The sequence below is a fragment of the Marseilla massiliensis genome (assembly GCF_023336985.1).
Taxonomy (GTDB): domain Bacteria; phylum Bacteroidota; class Bacteroidia; order Bacteroidales; family Bacteroidaceae; genus Prevotella; species Prevotella intestinigallinarum.
On record NZ_JAMBLP010000019.1, the window covers coordinates 19,295 to 31,087 of the forward strand.

The window sequence follows — 11,793 nt, forward strand, 5'->3', positions numbered from 1 at the left end:
ACGGCGGGTGTGTTACAGCGGCCGTCGGGGCTATCTGCTCCTTATGCGGTCGAGCCAGACAATGAGTGCAATCGTAGCGGCAATGATGGTGTAGAACACCTTGTCTGCCGTGTCACGGCTGTATTTCAGGCTGTATATGGCAATGCCCACGGCCACAAAGATGAGCGTCATGGGCAGGCTCGCCTCGTCGGCATAGGTGAGGTTGAGCCTCTTGTTGGCAAGGAGCGACATGCCAACTGCGAACAGAATTGCTGCGCACGCCATCGACGCAATGTTCGCAGCAGACATTTCCGTGCCGTTCCATACTATCACACTGCCAACGGCAGCAAACAGCATCAGGGCCTCCGAGGCCACAAACGGCTTATCGACAGGGCTTGGCGTGCGTCGGCAGCGGGCCTCGTCCCTGAGGCAGAAAAACCGTACCACGTCGGCAGCGGGTATCAGGGCGGGCCACAGCAGCATCCGGGCGCCTTCCCATCCAGTGAGGCTCGGCGTGAGCACGATGCCCCCGGCTATTAGCGCATCGGCCGCCAGCGTAAACTGGTAGTTGTCTTTCTCGGCCTGGCTCTTGCGCATCATGATGGCTGCCACGGCGCAAACGCACCACATTATAGATATGGCCGACGCCACTTCCTGCCAAAGGCCGGTGGCCAGAAATCTTGCGAACACAATGGCGTTGGCCACCGTTGCCGCGATAGGCAGATACCAAATCAATTGTCTTTTGTTCATGTCCGTTGGGTGTTGTTTGCGCTGCGGCCCCGGCGGCATGGCGCGGCCTTGTGTCGGCGTGGCGCGTAGCTGTGGGCGCTAAGTAGCTGTTCAAAATTAACCGATACAATTGCCCTTGCAGGTGTCCTCTATATCTTTGCCACCATCTTGTGTGCTCTTTCGGGCCGCATGCCAAAGTCTCATCGGTCGCGTAGCCCGCTACGCTCTCTCTTCGGACTTTGGCATGCATCTCCGAAATAGCGCACAATTTGATGGCAATTAATTTTGTACACCTACTTAGGCGGAATTGTTGATGTCCAAAAATACGGTTTTATGCCCGCGCGTGCAAGAAAAACAGTTTGCAAAACAGCTTGCAGTTGCTTCCGGGCTTGTTTTATGGCCAGCCTGGACAGTTTTTTGCCGTTACGGGCGTGGCCTGTGTCCCGGTCTGAATGGCCGTGGGGGCGTTGGGGCAGGCGTGTCAATGCAATTGTTTCCGGTAAATTTATTGTCGTCAAGTGTGCGCGGTTGCGTTGATGTCTTTCAAATAGAGAAGAATGGAGTGGGGCGGGCCTCACTGCCGATGAGGCTTTGGTATGCTGCCCGAAAGGGCACACAAGATGGTGGCAAAGATATAGAGGACACCTGCCAGCTCAATTGTATCGGTTGGTTTCGAACAGCCGCTTAAGTTAATTATCCGTAAATAAGCACGGCTGCAAGCCTATATATTGATACATTTAGTATCTTTGTAGAAACAATGTGGCGGCATTCGGCCCCCTGTGCATGGCATGCCGGGGCGTAGGCAGGGCCACAGTGGGAGTGAACAGAAGTTTAACGTAAAAATTCAAGCAATCATGAACAGAGTGAAGGAAGCTGCGCTGCTGGCCATAGGACTGGTGGTGCTGGGGCTTTGCATAAAGTGGGGAATCGACGATTTTGCCAACAAAGACCGCACGGTGACGGTGAAGGGGCTGGCCGAGAAGGAGGTGGCTGCCGACAAGGTGACGTGGCCCATACAGACAAAGGAGCTGGGCGACGACCTGCCTTCGCTATACACAAAAATCAACGCCACCACCGACAAGGTGAAGCGGTTTCTGAAGCAGAACGGAGTGAAGGACGAAGAGATAAGCGTCAACGCCCCCGAGGTGGTTGACCTGAAGGCAGAGCGGTATGGCAGCGACAACCACCGCTACCGCTACAACATCACGTCGACAATCACCGTGACGTCGCACAACGTCAAGCTCGTGCGCGGCATCATAGCCCGCCAGGGCGAACTGCTCCGCCAGGGCGTGGCCGTGGTCGACGGCGGATACGACAACGGTGTTACCTACGAGTATGTGTCGTTCCAGAAGATGAAGCCCGAGATGATGGAGGAGGCCATCAAGAACGCCGAGAAGACGGCTCAGCAGTTTGCCGACAACAGCAACAGCGAGCTGGGCAAGATAATGTCGGCATCGCAAGGGCAGTTCTCCATCGACGACCGCGACGCCAACACCCCTTACATAAAGAATGTGCGCGGAGTGATTACAGTGACCTACTCGCTGAAGGACTGAGGCCCGCCCTTGGGTGTTGCCAGGCAGGCGTTTCCCGCCCCGCCGCCTGCCGAGGCTCGCGCCGGGGGCGCGGGGTGTGCGGCCGGGCGGCCCCAAAGGTCTATTGTATCGGTTAATTTTGAATAGCTACTTATAATATGATAATGTCATGAGAAAGATTCTTTCAATCCTTATGATGGCCATGATGCCATTGCTGTTTGCTGCCTGCGACGGCGGCGACGATTATTACGACCCGCCCGGGTGGCGCCCGGGTGGCGGGGGCAACGACGGGGCCCTCAACGAATATGAGAAAAACCTCGTGGGGAGCTACGTATCCGACGACGACCCCAGCAAACCGTTCTACCTCGTGCTGCGCGACGACCGCACCGGTAGCTTCAAGTCGGTGAACAACGGGCAGACCACCGGCGACGATTTCACGTGGCGGGCCAACTCAAAGCGGCTCACCGTGGTCTACAAGTCGGACGGCAGCAAGGGCGAGATGGAATACTATTATGCCGACAACCACCTGTATGTAGACGGCATACCGCTCGTGGCCAACAACGGCCAGGCCCCCGACGACACCGGCAACCCGCTCGTGGGCCAGTGGGAAGGAGCAATCAACGGGTACTACCAGGCCGTGCTTGGCCAGACCGGCGACAGCTATGCCACCGTGTGCGAGTTTGCGTCAAACGGCGAGGGCACCCAGCTCGACTACAACATATACAGCCCGCGCGACGACTATGCTTACAGTCCGTTCACATGGACGCAGACCGGAGGGGTGATAGTGGTAAACTATGTGGCCGACGCCGACGGCAACTCGCTGCCCCGCGCCGTATTCAACAACTATGCGCTCACCGACACCCGTTTCACCGGGACGGTGCTTTACGGCACCCAGCAGTTTGGCTTTGCCTACACGGCCACGTCGGGATTCGACTGGACACCTTACATCAACGGCACCAGGGGCGCGCCCATGGCCGCCAAGACGCGCATGGCCGACTTGCGCAAAGCCCGGTCGGGCCCCGTGCGCAAGGGCTCGTTTGCCCGCTGACCGCCGTGGCGCGGCCGCGGCTTGCTTGCGCTGCCGCGCCCCCGCAAGCGCAATTGGGCAGGCCGTGGCCTTGCCGCCGGCATGCCGCGGGGGCAGTTGCCATCCATGCCGTGACAGGCATCGGCGGCTGGCTGCACGTGCACGGAGCCGTCGTTTAGTGTATATTTAGGAGACGGTAGGCAGGAGTACAGGAGTACAGACAATAGCATTTGACTATCTTCCTGCAACACTTTCGCCATGCTCCCAGGGCACCAATGTTTCCAAAACTATTGTCTTAACTCCTGTACTCCTGCCTACCGTCTCCTAAATATACACTAAACTATTGTCTTAACTCCTGTACTCCTGCCTACCGTCTCCTAAATATACACTAAACTATTGTCTTAACTCCTGCACTCCTGCCTACCGTCTCCTAAATATACACTAAATGCTATTGTCTTAACTCCTGTACTCCTGCCTACCGTCTCCTAAATATACACTAAATGCTATTGTCTTAACTCCTTTACTTCCTAACTCCTTAACTCCAAAATATATACTAAACTATTGTCTGTACTCCTGTACTCCTGAACTCCTAAAAAGCCTCCTGGATTTATTTAGTGAGCCAAAAGCGGCAACCATCCGTATTTCCGGGTGGTTGCCGCTTTCTTTGTGTGGTGTCGCCCTGGCCGTTCAGGCCATGGGGCGCGCCCTGGTCAGAGGCCAAAACCGTGCCGCTCGCCTGTAGCCTGTGGGCGTGGCGGCAGTGGGCTTTATCCGTAAATTATCTTGCCGTTCTCGTCTTCGTAGGGTGCCAGGTCCTTGGCATACTGGTTCATGGCGCGCAGGCTCATGCCCATCGACGAGAAACCGCCGTCGTTATACAGGTTTTGCATGGTCACCTTGCGTGTGAAGTCAGAGAACATCATCACGCAATAGTTGGCGCAGTCCTCCGCCGTGGCATTGCCGAGCGGCGACATCTTGTTGGCAAAGTCCATCAGGTTGTCCATGTCCTTGATGCCCTTTCCGGCCGTGGTGGGCGTGGGCGACTGCGAGATGGTGTTTATGCGCACGTTCTTCTCGCGGCCGTAGATGTAGCCAAAGCTGCGGGCTATGCTCTCGAGCATGCTCTTGGCGTCGGCCATGTCGTTGTATCCGAAGAAAGTGCGCTGCGCAGCCACGTATGTCAGTGCCACCACCGAGCCGTATTCTGCTATGGCGTCCTGCTTCTTGGCCACCTGGAGCATCTTGTGGAATGATATTGCCGATATGTCGAGCGTCTTCTGCAGGTATCCGTAGTCCAGGTCGTCATACGTGCGGTGCTTGCGCACGTTGGGGCTCATGCCTATGGAGTGGAGCACGAAGTCAATCTTTCCGCCGAGCAGCTTCACCGACTCGCTGAACACCTTCTCCAGGTCTTCCACGCTGGTGGCGTCGGCAGCCACGATGGGGGCGTCCAGTTTCTCGCTCAGTTCGTTGAGCGTTCCCATGCGCAGGGCCATCGGGGTGTTGCTCAGAGTTATCCTTGCGCCTTCTTCCACGGCCCTTACAGCTACTTTCCATGCTATGGATTCTTCATTGAGCGCGCCGAAGATAATGCCGCGCTTGCCTTGCAATAAGTTGTGAGTCATTGTAGTTCCAAATTAAATGATGTTGTATTTGCGGCACAAAATTACAACAAATGTGCAACACTGGCAAATCTTTCGGGCAAAAGATGCATTGCGGGCGCGTGTGCGAGGCCATTTTGGGGCGGCTCGGGGGTGTCGGGTGGTGTTGCCGTGGGCATCGCGTGGGCCGGTGGCCGGCGGGGCCGGAGGCGGGCTGGCGGCGTGGGTTGTTGCGTCCTTCCGCCTGCCGCGCAACGCGTTGTGCCACAGCTGTTTTCCGCCCGCGTGTGGGGCGGGCTTGCAAAACGGCCGCCGCTGGCGTGCCAAACGGGCCTTGCGGCAGCCTGAAACGGGGCCTGTTGCGTGGCCTGGCGGCGGGGTGGCCCCCGGGCGCCGCCGTGCGCCGCTGTGCCGGCGGCCATCCGGTTGGGCCGTGGCCACCGTGTGCAGGCGTGGCGGAGGCGCCGGAGCGTCGTTTTTGCAACTTTTTTGCAGGCGGATGCAAATTTTTCCCGAAAAAGTTTTGGCGTTTCGGAAAAAGTGATTACCTTTGCACCCGCTTACAAGAAGCACGGGCGCTTAGCTCAGCTGGTTTAGAGCATCTGCCTTACAAGCAGAGGGTCGGGGGTTCGAATCCCTCAGCGCCCACAACGGAAGATTCTGCACCGCATCCCGGTTGGCAGAATCTTTTTTTGTGCCCCGGCAAATTTTATCGGTTGTTTTTCGGTTAAGTCGAATATAATGATTAACTTTGTGGCCTCAAAATATATACAAGGGTATAACACAATGGAATTAGACGCACTGACAGCTATATCGCCCATTGACGGCCGCTACCGCGGGAAGACGGAGCCGCTGGCCGCCTATTTCTCAGAATATGCGCTCATCCGCTACAGGGTGCGCGTCGAAATAGAATACTTCATCGCCCTGTGCGAGTTGCCGCTGCCCCAACTGGCCACTTTCGACCATAGCCTTTTCGGCCGCCTGCGCGCCATCTATGCCGACTTCTCGGAGGCCGATGCGCGCCGCGTCAAGGAAATAGAGAAGGTGACAAACCACGATGTTAAGGCAGTGGAATACTTCATCAAGGAGCAGCTCGACAAGATTGGCGGGCTCGACGCCTACAAGGAGTTCATCCACTTCGGGCTCACCTCGCAAGACATCAACAACACCAGCGTGCCGCTGTCGGTAAAGGACGCTCTGGCCGACGTGTACTATCCGCTCGTCGAGGAGCTCATAGCACAGCTGCGCCAATACGCCGATGAGTGGAAAGACGTGCCCATGCTGGCCAAGACCCACGGCCAGCCCGCCTCGCCCACAAGGCTTGGCAAGGAAATAATGGTGTTCGTCTACAGGCTCGAGCAGCAGCTGGCCTCGCTCAAGGCCGTGCCGCTGACGGCCAAGTTCGGCGGCGCCACAGGCAACTACAACGCCCACCACGTGGCCTATCCGCAGTACGACTGGAAGCAGTTTGGCGACAGCTTCGTGGCCGGCAAGCTCGGGCTGGCGCGCGAGCAGTACACCACCCAGATAAGCAACTACGACTGGCTCGGGGCCGTGTTCGATGCCATGAGGCGCATCAACACCATAGTCATCGACCTCGACCGCGACTTCTGGATGTACATCTCGATGGAGTATTTCAAGCAGAAGATAAAGGCCGGCGAGGTGGGGTCGAGCGCCATGCCGCACAAGGTCAACCCCATAGACTACGAAAACAGCGAGGGCAACCTCGGCGTGGCCAACGCCCTGCTGCAGTTCCTCGCCCGGAAGCTGCCCGTGAGCCGCCTGCAGCGCGACCTCACCGACTCCACTGTGCTGCGCAACGTCGGCGTGCCCATGGGGCATAGCGTCATCGCTTTCGAGAGCACACTGAAGGGATTGCGCAAGCTAATACTCAATGAGGCCAAACTGAAAGAAGACCTCGACAACACGTGGGCTGTGGTGGCCGAGGCCATACAGACCGTGCTCAGGCGCGAGGCCTACCCCCATCCATACGAAGCCCTCAAGGCGCTGACACGCACCAATGCCGCCATCACCGAGGAGTCCATACACGACTTCATCGGCGGGCTGGACGTCAGCGACAGCGTCAAGGCCGAGCTCATGGCCATAACGCCATACAACTATACGGGCATCTGAACACACCGATCAGTGCGAAGGCCTCCGCACGGCGGCCGGCACAAGCATAAAGAGAATGAACAATGGCGGTTTACCCCGCCGCATGTAACCAACAACAAAGGCCGTGAGGCCGGGCTTAATAAACAATTTTATCATTATGGAATTAGAAAACGAGAAGAAACAGGAAGAGAAGTCTGCAGAGCAGAGTGCCGGAAGCCGTGAGGGCTATCAGGCGGCAGGGCAGTCGGGTGACTATCCCAAGTTCCGCGCGCCGGGGCGTTCCCCGCGTCCGCGCATCCATACGCAGCGCCCTTACAACCAGGAGCGCGGCGGCTACAGCAGCAAGAACAGCAATGACGAAGGCGGATTCCGCCCCGAGGGCTTCGGCGCCGGATTGCAGTCGAGCCCCGCAAGGCAGCAGTACCGCCCCCGTTATGGCAACAACGATAACAACAAAGGCTACCGCCCGCGCTACAACGCCGGCCAGGCCCAGGGCGAGGAAGGCTACCAGCAGCGCCCGTCATACGGCAACCGCGGAGGCTACCAGCAGGGTGGCGGCTACAACAACCGCCAGGGCGGTTACCAGCAGCGCGGCAACTACGGCGGCGGCAACCGCCAGGGTGGCTACCAGCAGCGCGGCAACTACGGCGGCAACCGCCCCGGAGGATACCAGCAAAACTACAACAACGAGGGCGAGGGCTACGGCAACTACCGCCAGGGCGGCTACCAGCAGCGCGGCGGATACAACGCCGGCGGCCGGCAGGGCTATGGCAACAACCGACAGGGGGGCTACCAGCAGCGTGGCGGCTACAACAACCGCCAAGGCGGCTTCCGCCAGCAAGGCGGGGGCTTCGCGCCTAACCCCAAGGCCGGTTTCAAGAAGCGCATCGACTATAAGGACGACAGCATCGACCCCAACGAGCCCATGCGACTCAACAAGTACCTGGCAAATGCAGGTGTGTGCAGCCGCCGCGAGGCCGACGAATTCATACAGGCAGGTGTAGTGACGGTAAATGGCGCCGTGGTGACCGAGCTGGGCACCAAGGTGCTGCGGTCGGACGAGGTGAAGTTCCACGACCAGCCGGTGTCGCTTGAGAAGAAGGTCTATGTGCTGCTCAACAAGCCCAAGGACTATGTTACCACAAGCGACGACCCGCAGCAGCGCAAGACCGTGATGGATCTTGTGAAGAACGCTTGCCCCGAGCGCATCTATCCCGTGGGCAGGCTCGACCGCAATACCACGGGCGTGCTGCTGCTCACCAACGACGGCGACATGGCCAGCAAGCTCACACACCCCAAGTTCCTCAAGAAGAAAATATACCATGTGCATCTTGACAAGAACGTCACGGCACACGACTTGCAGCAGATACGCGACGGAATCACGCTCGAAGACGGCGAGATAAAGGCCGACGACGTGCAGTATGCCGACCCCGTGGACAAGAAGCAGGTGGGCATCGAGATTCACAGCGGCAAGAACCGCATCGTGCGCCGCATATTCGAGAAGCTCGGCTACAGGGTTACCAAGCTCGACCGCGTGCAGTTTGCCGGGTTGACAAAGAAGGGCCTGCGCCGTGGCGACTGGCGTTACCTCACCGAGGAAGAGGTTGTGCGCCTGCGCATGGGATCTTATGAATAAACCAATTATCAGGAAGTTACAATGCAAAGCATAAAAAGAACAAAAGTCGTGGATGTGCTGTCGCGCACAGACTTCGGCTCTTTGGTTAACGTCAGAGGGTGGGTGCGCACCCACCGAAGCAGCAAGGCAGTAGACTTCATCGCCCTGAACGACGGTTCCACCATAAAGAACGTGCAGATTGTGGTAGACCCTGCAGCGTTCGACCAGGAGCTGTTGAAGCAGGTGACAACGGGCGCCTGCATCTCTGTCAACGGCGAGCTCGTAGAGAGCCAGGGCGCCGGCCAGGCTGTCGAGCTGCAGTGCCGCGAGATCGAGATCTACGGTCTCTGCGGCAGCGATTACCCCATGCAGAAGAAGGGGCAGAGCTTTGAGTACATGCGTCAGTATGCCCACTTGCGCCTGCGCACCAACACCTTCGGTGCCGTGATGCGCATACGCCACAACATGGCCATCGCCATACACAAGTATTTCCATGACCATGGCTTCTTCTATTTCCACACCCCGTTCATCACCGCGAGCGATTGCGAGGGGGCGGGCCAGATGTTCCAGGTCACGACGAAGAACCTGTACGACCTCAAGAAGGGCGAGGACGGCAAGATAACTTACGACGACGACTTCTTCGGCAAGCAGACTTCGCTCACGGTGAGCGGCCAGCTCGAGGGCGAGCTCGGCGCCACGGCGCTCGGGGCCATATATACCTTCGGCCCGACGTTCCGCGCCGAGAACTCCAACACGCCGCGCCACCTGGCCGAGTTCTGGATGATTGAGCCCGAGGTGGCCTTCATCGACCAGGACGACCTGATGGACCTCGAGGAGGATTTCATAAAGTATTGCGTGCGCTGGGCGCTCGACAACTGCAAGGACGACCTCGAGTTCCTCAACAAGATGATAGACAAGACGCTCATAGAGCGCCTCAACTCGGTGCTGGGCGACACGTTTGTGCGCCTGTCGTACACCGAGGGAATAAAGATTCTGGAAGAGGCTGTGGCCGCAGGCCATAAGTTTGAGTTCCCGGTGAGCTGGGGCATGGACCTGGCCAGCGAGCATGAGCGCTTCCTTGTGGAAGAACATTTCCGCAAGCCGGTGATAATGCACGGTTACCCGAAGGAGATAAAAGCCTTCTACATGAAGATAAACGAAGACGGGAAGACCGTGCAGGGCACCGACGTGCTGTTCCCGCAGATTGGCGAAATCATCGGCGGCAGTGTGCGCGAGGAGAACTACGACAAGCTGCTCGGCGAGATACAGAGCCGCAACATACCCATGAAGGACATGTGGTGGTATCTTGACACGCGCAAGTACGGGTCGTGCCCCCACGGCGGATTCGGCTTGGGCTTCGAGCGCCTCATTCTCTTCGTGACCGGCATGCAGAACATACGCGACGTCATACCGTTCCCGCGTACGCCGAAGTCGGCCGAGTTCTGACGGTTGGCCTGCGCCGCATCGTAGCCCCGCCGCCATGACCACGGCCGGCGGCGCGGCAGTAACCACATAATGTCCCGCCCGCCTGCACCATCTGATGGTGCCGGCGGGCGGGGTTGCTTTTGGGCGTTTCTGCCTCCGTTGCCGGTGCCGTTGCAGCATGGCGGGCGGCATAGGGGCCATGCAGCTGCCGGCGGGTGCCTGTTGGAGGCTGGCGTCCGAGAGGCATGGAAAGCATGTCGTGGCAGGCGCCATGGCGGCCGGCAGCCGGTTGCCGCACAGCCGCATTGGCGTGAAACGGCCTTTCCCGGGCAGCGGCATGCGCTGTGTCGGCTGCCAAGACGGGCCGTCCCGACGTGCAGGACGGCCCGTCTTGCAATCCGGCCCGCATTCAGCTGTTGTGCAATCCGGCCTGTAGCCTGGCCTTTATCGGCCGCCACGGGTCACCTTCCGGTGGCCTGCAAGTATTCGCGTTTCTTTATTTCATATTTCGCCCTGGCCTCCACGTAGCTGTCGCAGCTTTGCCTGTAGATGGCCTGGGCGTCGAGCAGCTCGCTCATTGTGGCAGTCCCCGCCCTGTAGTAGTCTTGGTTTAGGCGCAGGTTCTCGTCTGCCTGCTCTATCGAGCTTCTTGCAATGCCTATCTGCCTGTAGGCCTCGTTGAGCTCGTCCCAGGCGCCCTGCATCCTTATCATCAGCAGCTGGCTCTGGTCGTTGAGCTGAATCTCAGAGTTGGCCACGGCCTTTTTCTGTTTTCTTATGTCGTGGCTGCCGGCCCACCAGTCAGACAGCGGCACGCTGACCGTGGCAAACCCCATCCAGAACGGCTTGTCGCGGTCGGTCAGGTTGTCGTACATATACCCACCGCCCACGGCCACCGTCGGCAGCCTCTTGCCTGTTGCCATCTTCCGCTCGAGCTTCGAGGCCGCCAGTTGTGCCTGCAGCAGTCCGTATTCGGGCGTGGCCGACAGGACTGCTGCAGGGTCGGCGTAGAGAGCGTCGGGCGCCGCTGCCAACGTGTCGGTGGCGGCGTTGAAAGCCACGTCGATGCTGTCGGCCGGCGTCAGCCCGATGTATTGAGCCAGCAAGCGTTTCGACAGGGCCAGGTTGTTGGCCACGGTAAGCCTCGTGCTGGCCATCTCGTTGCGCCTGAGCCTCACCTGCAGCAAGTCGTTGCGGGTGCAAACACCGGCCCTTACCGATGCTTCGACGTCTTTGTCGAGGCGTTCCAGCTGCCTCTCTACGGTAGCGATGGTGCGCAGCTTCTCCTTCAGCACCGCCACTTGCCAGTAATAGCTCTCGGCCGTGAGCCTCACCTCGTTTTCGGCCTGGCGGTTCATGAGCCCGTATTTCTCGACGTTCACCTTGGCCAGCCTGTTGGCGTTGGCAATCTGTCCGCCGGCGAATACCGGCTGCGTGGCCGTCACCCCGCCCACGATGCCGTTTTTCATCATCGACATTCCCATGCCCGGTGCGATGTCGAGGCTTATCATTCCCTTGTCGGCCATGAAGCCCGCGCCCGATGCGCTCACCGTGGGGAAGTAGTGGGTGAGGGCCTCTTTGCGCCCCTCGCGCGCCATGTCCAGTTCGTTGGCGGCCCTTTTTGTGCGCGCATTGTTGCCCAGCGCCATTTCCACGCAACTCTCGGGCGTGAGCCTGTTTTGTGCCGCCATAGTGCCGGCCTGCCCCCACGCCGTTATCGTGGCGGCGGCCATGAGCAGTCTGTATGCAGTTTTCATTGTCATTACCATTAAT

The 11,793-nt window shown here is 58.8% G+C and carries 8 protein-coding genes and 1 tRNA gene; 6 read left to right on the forward strand and 3 right to left on the reverse strand.

Features of this window, described 5'->3' with window-relative positions:
• Nucleotides 1-30: 30 nt before the first annotated feature.
• Nucleotides 31-729 carry a hypothetical protein gene (locus M3089_RS12005; RefSeq protein WP_249084363.1) on the reverse strand — a complete coding sequence of 233 codons (699 nt, stop codon included), beginning with the start codon at nucleotides 727-729 and terminating at the stop codon, nucleotides 31-33.
• A gap of 833 nt (nucleotides 730-1,562) precedes the next feature.
• Between M3089_RS12005 and M3089_RS12010 the strand changes: the two genes are divergently transcribed.
• Both M3089_RS12010 and M3089_RS12015 read left to right on the forward strand, forming a co-directional pair.
• Nucleotides 1,563-2,261: an SIMPL domain-containing protein gene (locus M3089_RS12010; RefSeq protein ID WP_249084364.1), complete on the forward strand. Its 699-nt coding sequence runs from the start codon at nucleotides 1,563-1,565 to the stop codon at nucleotides 2,259-2,261.
• A gap of 148 nt (nucleotides 2,262-2,409) precedes the next feature.
• Nucleotides 2,410-3,288 carry a hypothetical protein gene (locus M3089_RS12015; protein WP_249084365.1) on the forward strand — a complete coding sequence of 293 codons (879 nt, stop codon included), beginning with the start codon at nucleotides 2,410-2,412 and terminating at the stop codon, nucleotides 3,286-3,288.
• 746 nt (nucleotides 3,289-4,034) lie between these two features.
• Here M3089_RS12015 and M3089_RS12020 read toward each other — a convergent pair.
• Nucleotides 4,035-4,892, reverse strand: coding sequence for an enoyl-ACP reductase FabI (locus tag M3089_RS12020; protein WP_205107389.1), 858 nt, complete (start codon nucleotides 4,890-4,892; stop codon nucleotides 4,035-4,037).
• Between the two features lie 549 nt (nucleotides 4,893-5,441).
• On the opposite strand from M3089_RS12020, the gene M3089_RS12025 reads away from it, so the two are divergent.
• From M3089_RS12025 to asnS, 4 genes are all read left to right on the forward strand, one after another.
• Nucleotides 5,442-5,516, forward strand: a tRNA-Val gene (locus M3089_RS12025).
• A 138-nt stretch (nucleotides 5,517-5,654) separates the two neighbouring features.
• Nucleotides 5,655-7,001, forward strand: coding sequence for an adenylosuccinate lyase (purB, locus tag M3089_RS12030; protein WP_249084366.1), 1,347 nt, complete (start codon nucleotides 5,655-5,657; stop codon nucleotides 6,999-7,001).
• Between the two features lie 136 nt (nucleotides 7,002-7,137).
• Nucleotides 7,138-8,616: a pseudouridine synthase gene (locus M3089_RS12035; protein ID WP_205107385.1), complete on the forward strand. Its 1,479-nt coding sequence runs from the start codon at nucleotides 7,138-7,140 to the stop codon at nucleotides 8,614-8,616.
• A 21-nt stretch (nucleotides 8,617-8,637) separates the two neighbouring features.
• Nucleotides 8,638-10,041 (forward strand): asparagine--tRNA ligase, encoded by a 1,404-nt coding sequence (asnS, locus tag M3089_RS12040; RefSeq protein ID WP_205107383.1) that lies wholly within the window; start codon nucleotides 8,638-8,640, stop codon nucleotides 10,039-10,041.
• 440 nt (nucleotides 10,042-10,481) lie between these two features.
• Here asnS and M3089_RS12045 read toward each other — a convergent pair whose 3' ends face one another.
• Entirely contained in the window at nucleotides 10,482-11,783 is a 1,302-nt protein-coding gene (locus M3089_RS12045) for a TolC family protein (protein WP_249084368.1), read from the reverse strand.
• Between the last annotated feature and the right edge of the window lie 10 nt (nucleotides 11,784-11,793).

Coding starts and splice junctions, on each gene's coding strand:
- M3089_RS12020 (WP_205107389.1), bottom strand. CDS start 4,892: ATGACTCACAACTTATTGCAAGGCAAGCGCGGCATTATCTTCGGCGCG.
- purB (WP_249084366.1), top strand. CDS start 5,655: ATGGAATTAGACGCACTGACAGCTATATCGCCCATTGACGGCCGCTAC.
- M3089_RS12005 (WP_249084363.1), bottom strand. CDS start 729: ATGAACAAAAGACAATTGATTTGGTATCTGCCTATCGCGGCAACGGTG.
- M3089_RS12045 (WP_249084368.1), bottom strand. CDS start 11,783: ATGACAATGAAAACTGCATACAGACTGCTCATGGCCGCCGCCACGATA.
- M3089_RS12015 (WP_249084365.1), top strand. CDS start 2,410: ATGAGAAAGATTCTTTCAATCCTTATGATGGCCATGATGCCATTGCTG.
- asnS (WP_205107383.1), top strand. CDS start 8,638: ATGCAAAGCATAAAAAGAACAAAAGTCGTGGATGTGCTGTCGCGCACA.
- M3089_RS12035 (WP_205107385.1), top strand. CDS start 7,138: ATGGAATTAGAAAACGAGAAGAAACAGGAAGAGAAGTCTGCAGAGCAG.
- M3089_RS12010 (WP_249084364.1), top strand. CDS start 1,563: ATGAACAGAGTGAAGGAAGCTGCGCTGCTGGCCATAGGACTGGTGGTG.